The following is a 19,318-nucleotide window of genomic DNA, read 5'->3' as shown; positions in this document are numbered from 1 at the left end:
ACCTAATTTCAAGATAAAATCAACTTTTTGTTTCACAGCAAACCTCTGAAGTTGCATATCCAACTATTTTTTTCATTAAAAACTAAACTTATTTTTGAAAATTATGCTTTCTAAAGTCGTGAAACACTTTAATAGAACATTTCTTTGTGGAAAACTATAAGTTGTTATTCTAAAAAAACTTATATCAAAAATAGTAAGGTAAATTTAGTTTTTTTATTTTGAATCCATAAAATAGTCTTGGATTGCTTCTCTTGTTTTTTTCACTTTTTCACTAAGTGATTCGTTTTTAGCCATATAAAAATAAAAAATGATATCAATCGTAGCGAATTGGGCCAAAAGTGAATTGGTTGCCGCACTTCGATTGGTGATTTCTTTCGGTCTTGATGTTTGTACGAGTACATCGGCTATCTTGCTAAGTGGGTTATTTCCAAATTGCGTCAACGCAATGATCTCGATATTCATATTTTTTGCTAGCTCAGCTAATGCAACTACATCTGCGCTTCTCCCTGAGTTCGAAACAAGCCAAAGTACTTTCTTCTTCTCATTGCTGACAAGTTGTGGGAGCAAGACATGGATATCTTTTTCAAAAATGATTGGCTTACCGACACGAGACCATTTTTGCAGAATGTCTTCTACCACTAAAGAAGAGGCACCAACACCATATAAAAAAACAGACTCAGCCGATTCCAAACATTCTACGACTTTTTGGATCGTTTCTTCTTCCAGAATATCTACTGTTTCTTTTATCGCTACTTGCGCATTGTTCCCAAGTTTGTTTTTGATAGAGTAAAAGGACTCATTTGCTTCGATATCGCTAAATCCTTCATCGATTCCAGTCTGTAGTTCTGTTGAAATTGTGATTTTGAAGTCCGTCAAACTTTGAAACCCGATTTTTTTTGAAAAACGTACAACTGTCGGCGCACTCAAACCTGAAGCTTCCGCTAATTCATTAGCTGTCATTGTGGGGACCTTCTCAATATTTCCAATAATGTAGTTGGCCAACTTTTTTTCTGCTGAAGAATAATCTTCCATCATACTTTCAATACGACTAATTACGCTCATAAGTTCCTCCATCCTTTTAATAATCGTCTATGTAAGTATACCATATCAGTTCCTTGTTAACGGTCGTGTACTGGATAAAAAAACAAAAAAACAATCCGCACGATAGGATAGCTCATTCCATCAATCCCACAAATTCTATTGACCATCTGTGGGATTGTGGAATATCTGTTCTCTATTGTTTGGATTGTTTTTTATTTAGTGCTTTTTTATAGATGTTTTATCTATTTGTTTTCTCTGCTGTAATTTTTGACTTCTGCTTCCATAGCATCAATAAAGATATTCAAATCTTCTACAGCTGTTTCTTTGCTTCCGTAACGACGTACATTCACTGTTGCATCTTCCAATTCTTTATCACCGACAACTAATTGGTAAGGAATTTTTTGTGTTTGAGAGGCACGAATCTTATAGCCCATTTTTTCATTGCGGTCATCGACTTCTACACGTAAACCTTTCATTTGCAAGCGTTCTTTGATTTCATAAGCATAATCGCCATGTGCATCAACAGAAACAGGGATGATTGTCGCTTGTATTGGTGCTAGCCATGTTGGAAAAGCACCTTTGTATACTTCTGTCAAATAGGCGACAAAACGTTCCATCGTAGAAACGATTCCGCGGTGGATAACTACTGGACGATGTGTATTTTCCCCATCTTCTCCAACATATGTCAAATCAAAGCGTTCTGGCAATAAGAAGTCTAATTGTATAGTTGACAATGTTTCTTCTGTCCCAAGAGCTGTTTTGACTTGGACATCTAATTTTGGTCCGTAAAAGGCTGCTTCACCTTCTGCTTCAAAGTAATCTAGCTCTAATTCATCCATAGCAGCTTTCAGCATTGCTTGGGCTTTTTCCCACATTGCATCATCATCAAAATATTTATCTGTATTGTTTGGATCGCGGTAGCTTAAGCGGAAACGATAATCTGTAATATTGAAGTCAGCATATACTGCGACCATCAATTCAAGCGTACGCTTAAATTCATCTTTGATTTGGTCAGGACGAACAAATGTATGACCATCGTTCAACGTCATTTCTCGTACACGTTGTAAACCTGACAAAGCACCTGATTTTTCATAGCGGTGCATCATTCCTAATTCAGCGATACGAATTGGTAATTCACGGTAAGAATGGATGGCGTTTTTGTAGACCATCATGTGATGAGGGCAGTTCATTGGACGAAGAACAAGCATTTCGCCATCTCCCATATCCATTGGCGGGAACATGTCTTCTTGATAATGATCCCAGTGTCCAGATGTTTTGTACAACTCAACATCTCCCATGATCGGTGTATACACATGTTGGTAACCTAGACTAACTTCTTTGTCTACGATATAACGTTCGATCGTACGTCGGATTGTTGCCCCTTTTGGAAGCCAGAATGGCAAACCAGAACCAACTTCTGGAGAAACCATAAACAAGTCAAGTTCTTTCCCTAGTTTACGATGATCTCTTTCTTTTGCTTCTTCACGCAGACGGATATATTCTTTCAAAGCTTTTTTATCAAAAAAGGCTGTTCCGTAAACTCGTTGCATCATTTGATTGTTTGAGTTTCCACGCCAGTAAGCACCTGCCACTGATAATAATTTGAATACTTGTATACGACCAGTAGACGGAACATGTGGTCCACGGCACAAATCGATGAATTCACCTTGTTGATAGGCAGTAATCACTTCTTCTTCTGGCAATTCACTAATCAGTTCTACTTTGTACGGGTCACTTGCAAAAATTTCTAATGCTTCTTGTTTCGAAAGAACACGGCGTTCGATTGGCAGATTTTCTTTGACGATTTTCATCATCTCTGCTTCGATTGCGGGAAGATCTTCTGCAGTTACTTGATTTTGTCCATTGTCTGTATCATAGTAAAACCCTGAATCAATAGCTGGCCCAACACCAAAGTGGATATTTGGATAGAGGCGGCGCATTGCTTGAGCCATCAAATGAGCTGCTGAATGTCGGACTAATCCAAGTGCATCTTCATGGTCTGGTGTGACGATCTCAATACTTGCATCTTCCTCGATTGGACGAGTCAAATCAATAAGTTTGCCGTTCACTTTACCAGCTAAAGCTTTTTTTGCTAAGCTTTTTGAAATACTTTCAGCGATTGCCAATGTTGTTGTACCAGCCTCAAATTCTTTGACTGCACCATCTGGAAAAGTAATTTTTATCATAATAGTTTCCTCCTTGAAATGTTTTGATTGATCAGATCATCAAGCTGAAAAACAAAAAATCCTAGCATCTCTTGAAAAGAGATACTAGGACGAAAAGTTCGTGGTTCCACCTAATGTTCAAACGCACATGCGTTCCTCAAACGTTGTAACGGTCCGACCGCCCTTGCTTCAACAAGGGTTTCGAAAGTGGTCATCCTTTGGTTTTCTCCTGGAAAAGTTTCAGCCTAGCTTTTCCTCTCTTATCGAAGACTCTCAAATTCAGTTGGCTTTCTCATCAATCAATTATGTGTTTATTTAACCACTAATAAATAGAAAAATCAAGTGTGAAACCAAACTTATTTTTTCCATTCCCCATTTACACCGTATGTTCCTTTTTTCATCTCGTTGATGATAACATGGATGTGTTCTTTTGGTGCTTGCGTGTTTTTATGAACAGCTTCCGTGATATCTTTCATCATATTTTCTAATTGTTCCGGACTGCGACCTTCTACTAATTCGACATGTACGAATGGCATAATGTTCTCTCCTCTTTCTGATCGTTCTTTTTTCATCTCGATTCTATCATACTATGTTTGTCTTGGGTACTGAATCCGGAAAAATGGCTGGGTCTTTTTTTGCTCTCAGCGCACTCAGGATAGAGACCGTATCCACGACTTCTTGCAAAACAGCCCCGAATAACGCAGGAACCAGACCCGTACTTGCAATTAACATCAAAAAAATACAAATAAAGATGCCAATCAGTACAGATTGTTTCGCTATTCTCATCGTATCTTTTGAGATCACTACTGCTTTTGCTACACGTAAAAGATCATCTTTCAAGATGACCGCATCTGCACTTTCACTAGCAGCTGTAGAACCATGAGCGCCCATTGCAATGCCGATATCTGCAGCAGCAAGTGCTGGTGCGTCATTCACGCCGTCTCCTACCATCGCCACAGGTCGTTGATCTTTAGGGATACTTTCTAAAATAGTCAATTTGTCTTGAGGCAAGCAATGAGCATGTACAGAATCTAATTTGACTTCCTCTGCAATCGCTTGAGCAATGGCTGATCCATCTCCGGTAATCATCATCAAATTTTTCACACCAAGATTTCTTAGCTCTTTGATTGTCCTTGCTGCTTCTGAGCGAATCTGATCCGAAAATAGGATGGTTCCTGCAAAGGATTGATCAATGGCTACATAGATTGCTGTTTCAGAAGTCTCGATTTCTTCCACTGAAACAAAAGAAGCGCGTCCAATCTTTACGTCATGATTATTGACTACTGCTTGGATTCCTTGACCTGTCACTTCTTTCAGTTGACTAACAGGATACAGTTGGCTGTTTTTCACGTTGTTCACTAACGAACGAGCTAAGATATGGCTAGATTCCTGTTCTGCACTTGCTGCATACATAAGTAGCTCTTCTTTTTTCATTCCATTGACTGGTTGAATCGCCTCTACTTCTAATATTCCTTTGGTAAGCGTTCCTGTTTTATCAAAAGCAATCGTTTTTGTACGTGCGAGCTTTTCAATCGTTGTTCCAGTTTTAACAACAATCCCGTTTTTACTTGAACGGCTCATCCCAGCAACTAAAGCGATCGGCGCAGCTAAAATCAATGGACAAGGCGATGCTACGACCAATACTTCTGCAAAACGCAAAGGATCTTTTGAGAACCACCAAGAAATACCGCCAATCAAATATGCGATCAATGTAAAGGGAACCGCATAACGATCAGCTAAACGGACGAATCGGGCAGGTTTTTCTTTTGATTCTTCGACTAATTTAATGATCATTTGATATTGGCTATCTGCAGCGCGTTTTTCAGCAATCATTTGGATTGATCCGTCTCCATTTAAAGACCCAGACATGATCTGATCTCCAGGTTTCTTTGTTTCTGGACGAGACTCTCCTGTCAAAGAAGATTCATCGACTGATGATTCTCCTTTGATCACTCGACCATCAACTGGTACAAGCTCGCCAGGCTTGACTAGCAGCTGATCATCCACATTTATTTCATCAATTACTATATCCTGCCATCTTCCTTCTTTGAATCGATGGGCGATTCTTGGGGTGTTGTCTAATAAAGATTGCAATTCTTTACCTGCTCGTTTATTCGCGTAATCTTCTAGACTATCTCCACCTGTAAGCATGATCAATATCATCAAACTAGCCCAATATTCTTTGACGGCTAATGTTGCAAGGATTGCGGTAATCGCTAATATATCTACACCATATCTTCCTGAACGCAATGTTTTGATCATTTCCAAAAACATCAAGAAGGCGAGAATCCCTCCAGTAAATGCAACAATCATAAAAGCAAGTCCCGGCTGATGGAAAACAAATTCACTTAACAAAGCTACTCCGCCAATAAATAAAGTAAGTAAAAATTTTTTAAAATGTGTCATAGTTTCTTCTCCTCTTTTTTGTGACTTAGAGGTTAGTCATCCATCTTCAATTGCCTCTCTTTCTCTTAAGCTTAGTCCTTGCTTAACACTTTTTAAAACAATAGGCCTTAATTGAAAACAATTATCACTATCAGCGTTTCCAATAGTCGCCAGTCCGACAAACGAATCTATCGAGCAAAGAGGACTTTTTTCGATTCATCCGTTAAAAAGTACCTTTTTTCGAAAAACTGTGCTATACTTTTAATTCGTTATTTACGGCGGAAGGAGCAAACATGTGATGAATGAGAAACAACTAGAACAAACGCACGTGGATGAAACGATCGAACTAATCCAGATCGAACAAAATATGCTGGATACAAAACAACGAGAATTGACTCAAGAAATGAATCATTCGACAAAAGACACAGCTAATCACAAGATTCGAGCTGGTTCCAATGAAACTTTTTATGAATCTGCTGTTGAATATCGCCAACATGAGCAAGAATTGCTTTTAAAATATCATACTCTTGAGGCGCAGCAAAAACGCCTACAAACGTTGTCTGTTATGAAAGACAGTCCTTACTTTGCCCGTATCGATTTTAAAGAAGACCGTGAAACAGAAACATTGTATCTAGGTATCGCTTCTTTAAGAGATCTAGCAGAAGAAACAATTGTTATTGACTGGCGCGCACCAATTGCCAACCTTTATTATGAAGGTGAGATTGGTCCCGCATTTTATGAAACTGAAACAGATAGAATAGATGTCGATCTGCAGTTGAAACGACAATTTAAAATCCAAGAAGGACGTATTTTATCTATGGTAGATACGTCGGAAGTAATCAACGATGACTTTTTGCTAGAGATATTGGACGAAGCATCAAGCAACCATATGAAAAATATCGTCTCTACGATACAAAAAGCACAAAATGCAATCATTCGGGACACAACAAGTAAAGTGATGCTGATTGAAGGAATCGCCGGAAGCGGAAAAACGTCTGCTCTGCTTCAACGTATTGCTTTTCTGTTGTATCATAATCGCAAATGGCTAGAGGCAGAAAACGTGCTTCTATTTTCACCAAACCATTTGTTTTCTGATTATATCTCGACTGTATTGCCTTCATTAGGTGAAAGCGGTGTGCCTACACAAACATTCAAAAATTATATTTCACAGCTGTTGCCAGAGTTTTCTTTATTAGACGAACAGCAACAAGAAAGTGGTTTTTTGCTAGGCGAAAAAGATCCGATACAAGTGATGAAAAGCGGATTGACCTTAGTGGATCAGATTGATCGCTATATCCAAAGCATCACAAGCTACGGTCCCTTGTTCCGTGATATGAAAATAAATGGCCGTACGATCCTATCAAAGGAATCGATTCGCCAATGGTATAAAGAAACAAATGAACAACTTCCCTTGCATCACAGACTCTCTCTATTACAAACAAAACTACTGAAAAAATTAGGCGGTCTGCAAAAAGATGAAACACGTCAGCAATGGGTCAAAGATCTCGCGGAAGAGCAGCTCCAAGAACTATACGCAACAGATCCTAATCTTGAATATACAGAACAAAAGGAGCGTTCCTTACGTAAAAAACTGGCTAACCAAATCGTACGTAAACGATTCCGTCGAATTCATCGAGGAATCATGAATTATCAATTTGTCAATATAACGAAACAATATCTCCACTTTTTACAAACTGTGCCACTTTCTCTTCTGACACGGCATAAAATCAGCGAGACCAGATGGCAAGAACATTTAGCAACTATTCGTACACATTTGCGTCAAAGAGAGTTGCCCCAAGAGGATGCTGTCCTATTCTTTTTACTGATGCGCCGAACGTATCCGGTGACGGTCACACACAAAGCTCGCTATATCTTTATTGATGAAATGCAGGATTTCGCACCATCACAAGTCGCATTGTTGCAAGCCTTGTTCCCAAAAGCAAATTTGACTTTCTGTGGAGATCTAAATCAAAATGTCTTTGGAAATGAAACAATCGTGGGATCATTGGAAGAACTTTTCGTGGACCGTGAAGTCACCCGTTTCCAATTAACGACAAGCTATCGTTCCACAAAAGAAATCACTGATTTTGCTAATCACTTTATTGCAAAAGAACATCAAGTAGAGACTACAGCAAGAAAAGGCGATTTGCCTTTGCTCATCCAAGGAACAACTGATGATGTCAAACTGAATTGGTTAGCAGATACCATTCGAACGACTCAGGGAAAAGCCCGGTATTGGCGTACAGCAATCATTGCTAAAATCCAAGAAGAATGCGAGACTCTTTATGCTCAACTGCCAGACGAGTTGAAACAACAAGTCCAGCTGATTTTAAATGAGAGTGATTTTATGAAGCGTTCCATTATTTTACTTCCGGCCTTTTTAGCAAAAGGTCTGGAGTTTGACCGAGTTTTCTTGTGGGATGTAGATGCAGATCATTTTTCTTCTCAACAAGACAAATTGATCCTTTACACCATGTGTACACGTGCGATGCATGAATTGACACTTTTTACCTCCAATAATGAAAGTCCTTTGTTAAACAATATGGATATTTCATCTTATGAGAAAAAAGTATTGTAACTAAAAAGACAACTGCTATCGTTAATGTTAGCAGTTGTCTTTTTAGTTACAGTAATAATTGCAGAAAAAGTAATTCTATCATTTATTCTATATATAAATCCAAATCTGTTTCAGGATATTTTAATTTGACAAGCGAAATAATCATTTTCAGTTCTTCCATGTTTTCTGGATATTCTGGGTCAAATACCTTACTATGACGTCCAATACCGCCATTGTCGATCAATCGGTAAATTCGGTTCCATTCAATGAACTGATCGATTGATTGGAAATTGCTGATTGGATACCCCCCACAATCCAAAATTTCTGATACACGAAATGCTAGGTATGCACTATCGACCACTTTATTTTTTTTCGTATCTATCTTCTCATTTCTTTCGATGAGAATTTTTTCAGGATGATGCTTTAAGCTCCACTCCAATAGTAGAAAGAAAGCCTCCATCCGATACTCTTCTTCAAATAACCGAAAGGCTGAATCAGAACGACGAAAAAGCAGCGGAATCAAATATTTTTGTCTATAAATCAGCATTGGTGCGCGGTCCACCATACACTCTAAATAACGGTTCAGATACCCTGTACCGACATAGTTTCCTAATCGATAGCCTTCAACGCCGAATCTTGCGTATTTTTGCGCTAATTTTGAACAATCAGTTACGTTCACTGCTAACTCTTCTACTTTGCGGTAACCGCTTAAGATACGTTCAAAAGGTTCTAAAGTGATTTTTGCTTCCATATTCTTCCCCGTCCATCTTCCACATACTTCATATCATTTCATATGATACTTATGCTCTCATCATACCACAGGTTGAATTAGAATAGAAAATAAATCACACAAAAAAACAAGACAATCTGTTAGTGAGATTGTCCTGCTTTTTGAAAAAGACTGAATGCTTTTCGTTAAAACTGATTGCTTAGTCTTCTAATGCCACATTATGGAACACATGCTGTACATCTTCTAGATCTTCTAGCGCATCAATCATTTTTTCAAATGTTTCTTGGTCTTCTGAAGATAATGTAACTTCGGTTTGAGGAATCATTTGGATCTCAGCAATTGAAAAATCAGTGATTCCTTTTTCTTTTAATGCTTCTTGGATACTATGGAAATCCGCTACTTCACCGTAAACGATGATTTGTCCATCTTCTTCTATCACATCACGAACGTCGATGTCTTTTTCCATTAGATATTCAAGGATCTCATCAGCGTCTTCTCCTGCAAATGCAAAGATCGCTGTATTGTCAAACATATAAGAAACCGCTCCAGAAACACCCATGTTCCCGCCATTTTTCCCAAATGCTGCTCGTACGTCTGCTGCTGTTCGATTCACATTGTTTGTCAATGTATCAACGATCACCATTGAGCCGCTTGGTCCAAATCCTTCATAACGTAATTCAGAGTATGTTTCATCTCCTGCACCTTTTGCTTTTTCGATTGCTCGGTCAATAATATGTTTTGGTACATTATAAGTTTTAGCGCGATCAATGACGAAACGTAGTTTTTGGTTTGCATGCGGATCAGGATCACCTGATTTTGCTGCCGCGTAGATTTCAATCCCAAATTTTGCATAAATCCGGCTATTATTAGCATCTTTAGCAGTTTTCTTTGCTACGATATTTGCCCATTTACGTCCCATATTTTCACTTCGCTTTCTGATTTGATAGTTTCATAACGCAAAAACGTCCTGTTCCATTATACTTGTGAATCACGATTCTGTGAAGCTTTTTTTCTTTCTTCCTTCATTCTTCTCATTTTCAGTCAAAGGTCTATACTTGGATTGGGATTTGTCCGAAATTCTGTTCTGGAATATTGCCTCCCAATTGATAGATTTGATCACTTCTAACTAACAGTTCCGCTTCTTGTGCCTCTTTTTTTCCGATTCGGGAATAAATAGAAATCTCTTTTTTTTCTTTTAAGAATCTTCTTCCAGCATCGGTAAATCCAAGTAGTCGAAGATAATTTTTATTTTGTTGGATAGGAATCTCTTGCTTTTTGATATTCAGCAAGACATAACAAGATAATCGTTGGATCCGCGTCCATGTATATCTCTTTGTTTTTACTTTTGATACAAAATCTGCAAAACCGTTAGCTGTTGCAGCTGCTGTCTTCATGCGAGTTTCTATTCCTTCGGTCATCTGATAGATATCTGTCAATTCCATCAAAGTAGAAGATAACAACCGATAACGCAAATACGGCCAATAGGATTCCCAAGTCTGTAACGAACAAGTGGAAAGATCTTCTTCTGTCTGAAATGGCACAAGTCCAGCGATCCTTTTTCCTTCTTCTAACGCATGGCGAATGGCTGTTGCACTGGCTATTGTTTGATCTTTGATTGTTTTTTCATGATAGCCTGCACTTTTACGCTGGATCGGATGTAACTCCATAGGGTGGATATACTTAGCATTTTCTTTTGCATAACTTAATCCTAAAATATGATTGGGTGAAGAAAAATCAAGCGCAATATCGGGATACAGACTGCGAAAAACTGCAGTCATTTTTTGCGGATAACTATACGTTTGATCAGACAGTTCGTGAAAAGACTCTTCTATCTTATCTTGATTCTGTTGAACAAATCGGCCGAAACTACCATAGTCAAACGAGGTCTCTTCTTCTGTTCCAAAACACAAACTGTCACAGTCCAATGCTTGCAAGATTTTCACTGCACCTTTAGCGAAATAATCAGCTGACTGAACCGCCCATTCGACAGGAAGCTCTACTACTAAATCCACACCATTTTGCAAAGCTTCATTCGCACGATGCCATTTATCGATGATAGCCGGTTCGCCTCGTTGCAAAAAATTCCCGCTCATTACAGCAATGACGACCTCTGCTCCTGTTGTTTTTCGTGCCATTTCAGCATGATAGCGATGTCCATTGTGAAATGGATTGTACTCTACGATAATCCCGCAGCTTTTCATGTCCGTCCTCCTTCATAGTTTATCGATAAAAAAACACTAGAGACAAGTAAGGAAAAGTCAAAAATCAGAAAAAATACCCGAACTATATAAACTATTCTCGCAAACACAATACTTCTGCGAAGAAAAGCTGCACCGCAAGAGCAATGCCTATATCGTTCGGATATATAATTTATGTTGAAGATTTATTCTTTTTCTTGTTAACTCGAGCAGGCAAAATTGCTAGTCTTTGTATGCTACGAAGAACCAGCGCTTTGATTTCTCTGATGCTGCTTCGTCTGTAAAATCAGAAAATGCTTCGACTTTCGAAAACCCACTGTTTTCCAGCATTCTTAAATAGCTTTCCAATGGATAGGTACGCTCTTCATGTAGTTCATCTTCACGGATAAATCGCCCAGATCCTTCTGGTTCCTCAACGAAAAAAGTCAAAAAATGTTCGATGCTGTGTTTCTCACTTCCTGGATAGCTATCCCATAAAAAAGCAAAATTATCCCCTTGATAATGATAGCTATATTCTGGAAAAACCTCGTCTACTTGATAGGTGGAGTGCACGTCAAATAAAAATCGGCCATTTTCTTCTAACGCTTGATAGACTTCATCAAAAACTTGCTGTACCTCTTGTCTATTTTTCATGTAGCACAACGAATCAGAAAAACAAGTAATTGCTTGATATTGACCGATTTCTGATAAATCGAGCATATTGCCTTCTACAAATTGGATCGATGCGTCTTCTTCATATGCTCGCTGGCTTGCGATCATCAACATCTCTTCTGAAAGGTCTAACCCTGTCACTTCATATCCATCTTTTGCAAAGGCAACCGCTAATGCTCCAGTACCGCACGCCAGTTCCAAAATATTTTTTGTGTCTTCTTGCAAATGACGTTTCGAAAAAGCTAACCACTGCTGGTAAAGCATTTCGTCCATCACTTCATCGTAAATGAAAGCAAATGTTTCATAAGCCATGTTAATCCAACCATTCATTAAGATCGACTAACGGCGCATCTGACCATAGTTTTTCCAAATTATAGAAGCTTCGTTCTGGCGCATGGAAAACATGTACGATCAAATCTCCAAGGTCGATCAATACCCATTTTCCGCCTTCTTTTCCTTCAATACGTTTTACTTCATATTTGTTTTCTTCTTCTTTATCAATGATTTCTTCTGTAATTGCGTTGATTTGACGTTCACTATTTGCTGAACAGATCATAAAATAATCTGCTAACAAGGAAACATTTCGAACGTCTAAAGCGATAATGTCTTCTGCCCGTTTTGAATCTGCTGCTTTAACCGCAATTTTTAATTGTTCTTTACTATCTATGATGATTTCCTCCTAATATTGAGTGGCTTATTTTTTTGCTACCCAGTAATTATATGTTTCGATTGTTTTTGGATAAATCTGTTGTTCTTGTGCAAGTAGATGGGATAGCGTATGTTTTGTTTCAAATGCTACTGCTTCATCTAGATCAACCCATGCAATTGTCCGTGCATCTTGCACCCCAGGAAAATCCCGACCTGGTTCAATATAATCTGCTACATAAATGATTTTGTCCAGGAGACTCATTTTAGCAGCGCCAGTCGTATGCACTCGTATCGCGTGAAGAATCTCTGAATCAGTGATTCCTAATTCCCGTTCTACAAATGAAGCACCAACAAGCCCATGCCAGATAGCATTATTATAATTCAATAATTCTGGATCAAAACCGTCTCTTACGATCACCATTTTGAACTCCTCATCTGGTCGTTCTTTCGCATAATCGTGTGTCAATGCAGCGATACTAGCTTTTTCAGGAGAAGCACCGTATTTTTTGGCAAGAGCAACAGCTGTTTCTTCTACTCCAAGCACATGCTTGAAACGTTGTTCGCTCATTCTCATCTGTATTTTTTGCATCAGGTTTTCTCTAGAATAAGCAGTATATTCATTACTATAGTCCATCTTCATACAACCCTTCATTTTGGATATAATCAATTACTTTATCTGGAACAAGATAGCGGATAGAACAGCCTTCTTTGATCTTTTGACGTATTTTTGTGGAACTTATGTCGATTTCAGGTACATCTACCCAAATCACAGGATATGGCGTATCTGTTGTGTAACCTGGTCGACGTATGCCCACAAAATTGACCATCGAAGTCAACTCATCAATTTTATACCATTTTGGCAAATATTCTACCATATCCCCGCCGATAATAAAGTAATAATCTGTATCCGGATTGTTTTGTGTCAATTCCTTCATCGTATCATAGGTGTAGCTTTTCCCACCACGAGCTAATTCAATCGTTTCAATCTGCAAAAAAGGGTTGTCTTCCACCGCTAATTCCAACATGTTGAGTCGGTGTTTTGCATCAATCGTCTCTTTCTCATCAACATGAGGCGGCTGATAAGAAGGCATTAAAAATACGCGGTCAAGACCTAAATTCCGGCCAGCTTGTTCAGCCATCACTAAATGAGCAAGGTGAACGGGATTGAACGTTCCACCTAGGATCCCTACTTGCTTTTTCTTCTCTAAGAATTGAGGCATTTCTTTAGGAAATAGTTGTGAATGAACAAATGTCTTAGCTTGCGTATTCATCATGGTCACTCCTTATATTGCTTTTACTTCATTTGATAACCTTTGATACTTTTCTTTTGTAGAAGGTTTGTATAATACGATCACTCGTCCAATGATTTGGACGATTTCACAATCGATTTCTTTTTCTAATACTTGAGCTGCTTCTTCTGCAACCTCATCTGTATTTTGAAGTAGAGATACTTTGATCAGTTCTCTTTTTTCTAAAGCTTCTTCAATTTGGACGATCATTGCTGAATTAATTCCACCTTTACCGATTTGAAAAATCGGCTGAAGATGATGCGCTTTGCTACGTAAAAAACGCTTTTGTTTTCCTCTTAAACTCATAATTTTCCTTCTTCCTTAAATCAATGCTTTGCGTTTCAATACATCTACACCCTTTGGCGCCCAGCCCGCAATTACTGCTGGCGCTGTTACAGTGATCCAGCCTAGACCGGCAAAAACGATGTCTGTTTTTTCTTTCACAGAAAACTCAAAACGAACAAGCTCCGGAAATGCCTCGACTTCATCAGGACGAGGAGGCTGTAATAATCCACCTACATGTTTTTGATAAAATTCGTCTGCTTTTTCCAGTTTCGTTCGATGAATATTTACATCATTTGACACATAAGCAATAAATGAAGCACGATTGCCGCTGATAAAATCAAACCTTGCAAGTCCACCCAAGAAAAGTGTTTGCCCTTCATTCAGCTGATAAACTTTAGGTTTGATTTCTTTTAACGGGGCAATGATCCGCAAATCTTTTTTACCTAAGTAGTGCGCCATTTGATGTCGATGGATGATCCCCGGTGTATCAATCAAAAAATGTCCATCATCTAAAGGAATCTCGATTTTATCCAAGGTCGTTCCGGGAAACTGTGAGGTTGTGATCACATCTTGTACTCCCGCTGTATTTTTGATGATTTGATTGATAAGCGTTGATTTCCCTACGTTTGTTACTCCGACGATATAGACATCCCGTCCATCGCGGTATTCTTCAATTTTTTCTAATAGTTCCGTCATCTCATGAGATTTCTTAGCACTAGTTAGTAATACATCTACTGGACGAATCCCTGCTTCGTGAGCACGTTCCTTCATCCATTGTGTTAATTTAGGTTTTTTCAATGATTTCGGTAATATATCCACTTTGTTTCCCACTAAAAGTACTGGATTATCACCGACAAAACGGTGTAGTCCTGGAATCAGTGAACCATTGAAGTCAAAAATATCCACCACATTGACAATCAATGCATCTTTTTGCCCTAATTCATTCAGTAAGCGTAAAAAGTCGTCATCCGTCAATGAGACATCTTGGATCTCATTATAATGGCGTAATCTGAAACAACGCTGACAATAGACTTCCCCGGAAGCTAACCCTTTTTCCAAAGCCGTTTGCGGCGTGTATCCTAATTCACCGGGTTTGCTTGTTTGTATAACGGTACCACAGCCGATACATTGTAATTCTTCTGTCATTCGATTCCACCTCGCCAGCCCATATCAGGGTATTTTGCTAATAGATAGGCCATAATTCTTTTTTCCCAAAAACGATTAAATTGTGTCTTCCAACTATCTGTTGCGATGATGGGTTTTACAAGGATGCTACGTATCCCTGCACGGTTGGCTCCACGTATATCAGTCATGATCTGATCGCCTACCATTACTATCTCATCATCTGCTAAATCCAATTGTTTCTTTGCTATGTTGATCCCTCTTGCTAAAGGTTTCATTGCTCGTGCAACATACAAAAGATCAAATTTTTCAATCGCTCGCGCGACACGTTTTGAATTATTGTTTGAAACAACAACAACAGGGATTCCTGCATTTTTCATTTCTAAAATCCACGTAAGCAACTCTTCTGTTCCATCTGGATTATTCCATGCAATCAACGTATTGTCTAAATCTGTCAATACTGCTTTGATGCCTAGATTCTTTAATTGGGCAGGTGTAATCTGATAGATGGCTTCTACCATCCATGTTGGTTTGTAATTTGAAAACATGTTGTCTCCTCATCTGCAAAAAATGAAGGAGCACATAAAGTACTCCTCAACCCCGTATTATACTGCATATCAGCAAAAAAAACTACCTCTATACTCGTTCCTCTTTCAGAAAAAGCATTTCTTTACAAAATGACCAAAAATAAAGATTGATCACAGAAAAATTTAGAAACAAAAAACAACTAAGCGAGCAAGAATCATTCTTTACTCTTTGCTTAGTTGTTAAACACCTAATATTGGCGGAACCTCTTGTATCGTTTTTCCAGTAGTTCATGCTGGTCGAATCGAACAAGTTCCGTCAATTTTTCAATCAACGCTTTTTTCATGATGTGAGCAACTTTTTGCCGTGGCAACTGCTCGCCGTTGAACGTTTCAGGAATCACTCGATCCACGATTCCTAGCTCACGTAGTTCTGGTGCAGTAATTTTCATCAACTCGGCTGCTTCTGCAGCGCGACTGCCGTCTTTCCACAAAATCGAAGCAAACCCTTCTGGGGAAAGTACAGCATAGATCGTTTCTTCTAGCATCCAGACTTCATCCGCTAAACCTAGAGCAAGGGCACCGCCACTTCCACCTTCACCAATGATGACGGCGATGATTGGTACTTTTAAATCAGACATTTCGAGCAGATTTTTGGCAATTGCTTCTCCCTCGCCACGCTCTTCTGCTCCTATACCGCAATAGGCACCTGCTGTATTGATCAATGTAATCACCGGTCTATTGAACTTTTCCGCTTGCTTCATCAGTCGTAAAGCTTTGCGATAGCCTTCAGGATGAGGAGAACCAAAATTTCTGCGGATATTTTCCTGAAGATCCCTTCCTTTTTGAATACCTATCACTGTTACTGGTTTGCCATCTAATCGAGCGATGCCACCAACAATCGCTTCGTCATCTGCAAATAAACGGTCACCATGGCATTCCTCGAAAGAATCGAAGATCTCTTCAAAAAAGTCCAAGCTAGTCCATCGTTCTTTAGCTCTTGCTAACTGAACGACATCATGTGCTGTTTTATCCACGATCTATCCATCCTTTCTGTGTATGCAATTCAAGAAGCGTATGGATTTTCTGCTTCAATTCCATGCGGGGAACAATCTGATCGACGAAACCATGAGACAATAAGAATTCGGCCTTTTGAAAATCTTCTGGAAGTTCCTGCTTGATCGTCTGTTCGATGACACGTCTTCCAGCAAAACCAATCAAGCTTTGGGGTTCTGCTAAAATGATATCACCTTCCATTGCAAAACTGGCAGTTACTCCTCCGGTCGTCGGGTCTGTCAAAACAGTTAGATAAAAAAGGCCTTCATTACTGTGCCGTTTGACAGCAGCAGAGATTTTCGCCATCTGCATCAGAGAAAAGATGCCTTCTTGCATCCGAGCGCCTCCTGAAGCCGTGAACAAAACGACTGGGAGTTTTTCCTTTGTTGCTCGTTCGAATAACCTAGTGATTTTTTCTCCAACAATCGTGCCCATACTTCCCATGATAAAATTGGGATCCATCACTCCAATAATGAAGGGGATTCCCTGAATGGTTGCTTTACCAGTGAGGACTGCTTCATGGAGCCCCGTTTTATCTTGCATTTTTTTTATTTTTTCCGTATATTCAGGAAATGCTAGCGGATCTTCGGTTACAAGATCCGTATCCCATTCTTCAAAACTTTTTTCATCAATGATCAAAGCTAGACGCTGCCATGCACCGATTCGAAAAGCGTATCCGCAATGGGGGCATACTTTTTCTTCACCGATGTCTTTCGTATAAAGGATATGTTTGCAATTTGGACACTTCGCCCACATGTTATCGGGAACAGATGGCGAGTTAGCAGGTTTGCTCTCTCTATTAGGATTGATCCGAATATATTTCTTTTTCTTAAACAGAGCCATCTATGCGCCTCCTATCTCCGTTTCTGGTGTCCAATTCGGTAAAAATTCTTCTTGTAAAAATGCTGTGCTGTAATCACCTGCTATTACTGCTGGATGACTAATCAAATCCATCTGAAATTCTGCGTTCGTAATGACCCCTTCTGTGATAAATTCACTTAAGGCTCGCTGCATCTTCATCAATGCTTCAAAACGTGTATTTCCATGGACAATAATTTTCGCAATCATTGAATCATAATATGGCGGGATCGTATAGCCTGGATAAACCGCACTGTCTACCCGCAACCCCATCCCACCTGCTGGAAGTAGCAAGTTTTGGATTTTCCCTGGTGAAGGAGCAAAATGAAAAGCGGGATTTTCTGCATTGATTCGGCACTCGATGGCGTGTCCTTGGAATACTACTTCTTCTTGACGCACATTCAAAGGTTCGCCGGCTGCTATCTCCACCTGTTTTTTTACTAAATCGATCCCTGTGACCATTTCTGTGACGGGATGTTCCACTTGGATTCGAGTATTCATCTCCATGAAATAAAAATCGCCTTCTTCATCCATCAGAAACTCGATCGTTCCGGCATTTTCATAATTGACTGCTTTAGCTGCTCGAACAGCAGCGTCTCCTAGTGCTTCTCTTTTTGATTGTGAGATCACTACAGAAGGAGATTCTTCCAGTACTTTTTGATTGTTACGTTGCAAAGAACAATCTCGTTCACCTAAATGAATGACATTGCCAAAATGATCACCTAAAATCTGAACTTCTATATGGCGAGCAGGATAAATGATTTTTTCCAAATACATATCATCATTTCCAAATGCCGCTGCTGCTTCTTGCTGAGCTGAAGAAAAATGCTGTGGAAGTTCTTCTTTTGATTGAACTTTTCGAATGCCTTTCCCGCCACCGCCTGCAGCTGCTTTCAGCATCACTGGATAACCGATCCTGTCTGCTATTTCCAATGCTTCTTCTACAGTAGATAATACACCAGTACTTCCTGGGATGACCGGGACATTTGCTTCTTGCATCAATTGACGCGCATTGATTTTATTCCCCATTGCATCAATTGTTGCGCTTTTAGGACCAATAAATGTGATATTGCACTCTTCACACATGGAGGCAAACCGGCTATTTTCAGATAAAAATCCAAAACCTGGATGAATTGCTTCAGCTTTTGTTACGATTGCAGCGCTCAGTACTTCTTGAACATTCAGATATGAATCAACCGCTTTTGCCGGACCAATACAGATTGCTTCATCTGCTAGCTGTGTATGAAGTGCTTCGGCATCTGCCTCTGAATATATCGCTACGGTTTGGATCCCTAATTCGCGGCATGCACGAATGATACGCACAGCGATTTCGCCACGGTTAGCTATCAAGACTTTAGAAAACATATTTCACCTATCCAATCATAAAGGTTAATTCCGCTTCGGCTACTTTTTTACCGTCAACCTTAGCGATTCCTTTGCCTATTCCGGCTGAGGCTTTCACTTTCAATATCTCAACTTCAAGATATAAGGTATCGCCCGGTGTAACTTTCTTACGGAATTTTGCTTTGTCTAATCCGCCGAAGTAAGCCGTTTTACCCTTGAACTGTTCAAGAGAAAGTAATGCGACTGCTCCTGCTTGCGCCATTGCTTCAACAATCAGTACCCCTGGCATAACAGGCTCTTCTGGAAAATGTCCTTGAAAAAAGGGCTCGTTGATCGTTACATTTTTCTTAGCAATGATCCGTTCTCCTTCAACCATCTCTTCCACTCGATCAATCAAAAGCATTGGATAACGATGCGGAATAATTTCTTTGATTTCTTGTATGTTCATTTATTTCCCTCTTTCCT

General features: G+C 39.3%; 19 protein-coding genes. 1 reads left to right on the top strand and 18 read right to left on the bottom strand.

Going from position 1 to position 19,318, the window contains the following annotated elements; translation table 11 throughout:
* Positions 1-213: 213 nt before the first annotated feature.
* The 4 genes from HMPREF2961_RS11795 to HMPREF2961_RS11780 all read right to left on the bottom strand — a co-directional run bounded on the left by HMPREF2961_RS11795 (position 214) and on the right by HMPREF2961_RS11780 (position 5,612).
* On the bottom strand, positions 214-1,062 hold the full coding sequence (locus HMPREF2961_RS11795) for a MurR/RpiR family transcriptional regulator (protein WP_002290869.1): 849 nt from the start codon (positions 1,060-1,062) through the stop codon (positions 214-216).
* Between the two features lie 221 nt (positions 1,063-1,283).
* Entirely contained in the window at positions 1,284-3,227 is a 1,944-nt protein-coding gene (thrS, locus tag HMPREF2961_RS11790) for a threonine--tRNA ligase (protein ID WP_002290867.1), read from the bottom strand.
* A 335-nt stretch (positions 3,228-3,562) separates the two neighbouring features.
* The gene (locus HMPREF2961_RS11785) at positions 3,563-3,742 is read right to left on the bottom strand and encodes a 2-hydroxymuconate tautomerase (protein ID WP_002287649.1); all 180 of its coding nucleotides are present in this window, start codon (positions 3,740-3,742) and stop codon (positions 3,563-3,565) included.
* A 46-nt stretch (positions 3,743-3,788) separates the two neighbouring features.
* A complete protein-coding gene (locus tag HMPREF2961_RS11780; protein ID WP_002315274.1) occupies positions 3,789-5,612 on the bottom strand; it encodes a heavy metal translocating P-type ATPase in 1,824 nt (607 codons plus the stop codon).
* Between the two features lie 277 nt (positions 5,613-5,889).
* Between HMPREF2961_RS11780 and helD the strand changes: the two genes are divergently transcribed.
* On the top strand, positions 5,890-8,169 hold the full coding sequence (gene helD / locus HMPREF2961_RS11775; protein ID WP_070704828.1) for an RNA polymerase recycling motor HelD: 2,280 nt from the start codon (positions 5,890-5,892) through the stop codon (positions 8,167-8,169).
* A gap of 82 nt (positions 8,170-8,251) precedes the next feature.
* Here helD and HMPREF2961_RS11770 read toward each other — a convergent pair whose 3' ends face one another.
* From HMPREF2961_RS11770 to fabZ, 14 genes are all read right to left on the bottom strand, one after another.
* Positions 8,252-8,899, bottom strand: coding sequence for a hypothetical protein (locus tag HMPREF2961_RS11770; RefSeq protein WP_002290861.1), 648 nt, complete (start codon positions 8,897-8,899; stop codon positions 8,252-8,254).
* Between the two features lie 178 nt (positions 8,900-9,077).
* A complete protein-coding gene (locus tag HMPREF2961_RS11765) occupies positions 9,078-9,797 on the bottom strand; it encodes a YebC/PmpR family DNA-binding transcriptional regulator (protein ID WP_024635881.1) in 720 nt (239 codons plus the stop codon).
* 130 nt (positions 9,798-9,927) lie between these two features.
* On the bottom strand, positions 9,928-11,079 hold the full coding sequence (locus tag HMPREF2961_RS11760; protein ID WP_002315277.1) for a nucleotidyltransferase: 1,152 nt from the start codon (positions 11,077-11,079) through the stop codon (positions 9,928-9,930).
* 219 nt (positions 11,080-11,298) lie between these two features.
* The gene (locus HMPREF2961_RS11755) at positions 11,299-12,039 is read right to left on the bottom strand and encodes a class I SAM-dependent DNA methyltransferase (protein ID WP_002315278.1); all 741 of its coding nucleotides are present in this window, start codon (positions 12,037-12,039) and stop codon (positions 11,299-11,301) included.
* Between the two features lies 1 nt (position 12,040).
* On the bottom strand, positions 12,041-12,400 hold the full coding sequence (gene rsfS / locus HMPREF2961_RS11750) for a ribosome silencing factor (protein ID WP_079997869.1): 360 nt from the start codon (positions 12,398-12,400) through the stop codon (positions 12,041-12,043).
* Between the two features lie 21 nt (positions 12,401-12,421).
* The gene (gene yqeK, locus HMPREF2961_RS11745; RefSeq protein ID WP_002314176.1) at positions 12,422-13,015 is read right to left on the bottom strand and encodes a bis(5'-nucleosyl)-tetraphosphatase (symmetrical) YqeK; all 594 of its coding nucleotides are present in this window, start codon (positions 13,013-13,015) and stop codon (positions 12,422-12,424) included.
* Entirely contained in the window at positions 12,999-13,649 is a 651-nt protein-coding gene (locus HMPREF2961_RS11740) for a nicotinate-nucleotide adenylyltransferase (RefSeq protein ID WP_002316969.1), read from the bottom strand. Before HMPREF2961_RS11740 ends, yqeK begins: the two co-directional genes overlap by 17 nt.
* Positions 13,650-13,658: 9 nt before the next feature.
* A complete protein-coding gene (gene yhbY / locus HMPREF2961_RS11735) occupies positions 13,659-13,970 on the bottom strand; it encodes a ribosome assembly RNA-binding protein YhbY (RefSeq protein ID WP_002315279.1) in 312 nt (103 codons plus the stop codon).
* Positions 13,971-13,985: 15 nt separating this feature from the next.
* On the bottom strand, positions 13,986-15,095 hold the full coding sequence (gene yqeH, locus HMPREF2961_RS11730; RefSeq protein WP_070704826.1) for a ribosome biogenesis GTPase YqeH: 1,110 nt from the start codon (positions 15,093-15,095) through the stop codon (positions 13,986-13,988).
* Positions 15,092-15,619 (bottom strand): YqeG family HAD IIIA-type phosphatase, encoded by a 528-nt coding sequence (locus HMPREF2961_RS11725; RefSeq protein ID WP_002310373.1) that lies wholly within the window; start codon positions 15,617-15,619, stop codon positions 15,092-15,094. Before HMPREF2961_RS11725 ends, yqeH begins: the two co-directional genes overlap by 4 nt.
* Positions 15,620-15,846: 227 nt before the next feature.
* Positions 15,847-16,632 (bottom strand): acetyl-CoA carboxylase carboxyl transferase subunit alpha, encoded by a 786-nt coding sequence (locus HMPREF2961_RS11720; RefSeq protein ID WP_002310372.1) that lies wholly within the window; start codon positions 16,630-16,632, stop codon positions 15,847-15,849.
* Complete coding sequence (gene accD / locus HMPREF2961_RS11715; protein ID WP_002310370.1) at positions 16,625-17,494, bottom strand: acetyl-CoA carboxylase, carboxyltransferase subunit beta; 870 nt, start codon at positions 17,492-17,494, stop codon at positions 16,625-16,627. The genes HMPREF2961_RS11720 and accD overlap by 8 nt, the downstream gene beginning before the upstream one ends.
* Complete coding sequence (locus HMPREF2961_RS11710) at positions 17,495-18,874, bottom strand: acetyl-CoA carboxylase biotin carboxylase subunit (RefSeq protein WP_002315280.1); 1,380 nt, start codon at positions 18,872-18,874, stop codon at positions 17,495-17,497. It abuts the gene before it with no gap.
* Positions 18,875-18,881: 7 nt separating this feature from the next.
* The gene (gene fabZ, locus HMPREF2961_RS11705) at positions 18,882-19,301 is read right to left on the bottom strand and encodes a 3-hydroxyacyl-ACP dehydratase FabZ (RefSeq protein WP_002310367.1); all 420 of its coding nucleotides are present in this window, start codon (positions 19,299-19,301) and stop codon (positions 18,882-18,884) included.
* Positions 19,302-19,318 lie beyond the last annotated feature (17 nt).

The sequence above is a fragment of the Enterococcus sp. HMSC076E04 genome, assembly GCF_001814285.1.
GTDB lineage: Bacteria > Bacillota > Bacilli > Lactobacillales > Enterococcaceae > Enterococcus_B > Enterococcus_B lactis.
The sequence above is the reverse complement of the archived record's forward strand: the minus strand, read 5'-3'. Positions and strand labels throughout refer to the sequence as shown.

Bases quoted from the DNA above. Each gene is read 5' to 3' on its own strand.
- helD (WP_070704828.1), top strand. From the start codon at position 5,890: ATGAATGAGAAACAACTAGAACAAACGCACGTGGATGAAACGATCGAA.
- HMPREF2961_RS11760 (WP_002315277.1), bottom strand. From the start codon at position 11,079: ATGAAAAGCTGCGGGATTATCGTAGAGTACAATCCATTTCACAATGGA.
- HMPREF2961_RS11795 (WP_002290869.1), bottom strand. From the start codon at position 1,062: ATGAGCGTAATTAGTCGTATTGAAAGTATGATGGAAGATTATTCTTCA.
- yqeH (WP_070704826.1), bottom strand. From the start codon at position 15,095: ATGACAGAAGAATTACAATGTATCGGCTGTGGTACCGTTATACAAACA.
- HMPREF2961_RS11765 (WP_024635881.1), bottom strand. From the start codon at position 9,797: ATGGGACGTAAATGGGCAAATATCGTAGCAAAGAAAACTGCTAAAGAT.
- yqeK (WP_002314176.1), bottom strand. From the start codon at position 13,015: ATGAAGATGGACTATAGTAATGAATATACTGCTTATTCTAGAGAAAAC.
- HMPREF2961_RS11725 (WP_002310373.1), bottom strand. From the start codon at position 15,619: ATGTTTTCAAATTACAAACCAACATGGATGGTAGAAGCCATCTATCAG.
- HMPREF2961_RS11780 (WP_002315274.1), bottom strand. From the start codon at position 5,612: ATGACACATTTTAAAAAATTTTTACTTACTTTATTTATTGGCGGAGTA.
- HMPREF2961_RS11785 (WP_002287649.1), bottom strand. From the start codon at position 3,742: ATGCCATTCGTACATGTCGAATTAGTAGAAGGTCGCAGTCCGGAACAA.
- HMPREF2961_RS11710 (WP_002315280.1), bottom strand. From the start codon at position 18,874: ATGTTTTCTAAAGTCTTGATAGCTAACCGTGGCGAAATCGCTGTGCGT.
- HMPREF2961_RS11740 (WP_002316969.1), bottom strand. From the start codon at position 13,649: ATGATGAATACGCAAGCTAAGACATTTGTTCATTCACAACTATTTCCT.
- HMPREF2961_RS11770 (WP_002290861.1), bottom strand. From the start codon at position 8,899: ATGGAAGCAAAAATCACTTTAGAACCTTTTGAACGTATCTTAAGCGGT.
- yhbY (WP_002315279.1), bottom strand. From the start codon at position 13,970: ATGAGTTTAAGAGGAAAACAAAAGCGTTTTTTACGTAGCAAAGCGCAT.
- fabZ (WP_002310367.1), bottom strand. From the start codon at position 19,301: ATGAACATACAAGAAATCAAAGAAATTATTCCGCATCGTTATCCAATG.
- HMPREF2961_RS11755 (WP_002315278.1), bottom strand. From the start codon at position 12,039: ATGGCTTATGAAACATTTGCTTTCATTTACGATGAAGTGATGGACGAA.
- thrS (WP_002290867.1), bottom strand. From the start codon at position 3,227: ATGATAAAAATTACTTTTCCAGATGGTGCAGTCAAAGAATTTGAGGCT.
- accD (WP_002310370.1), bottom strand. From the start codon at position 17,494: ATGGCTCTGTTTAAGAAAAAGAAATATATTCGGATCAATCCTAATAGA.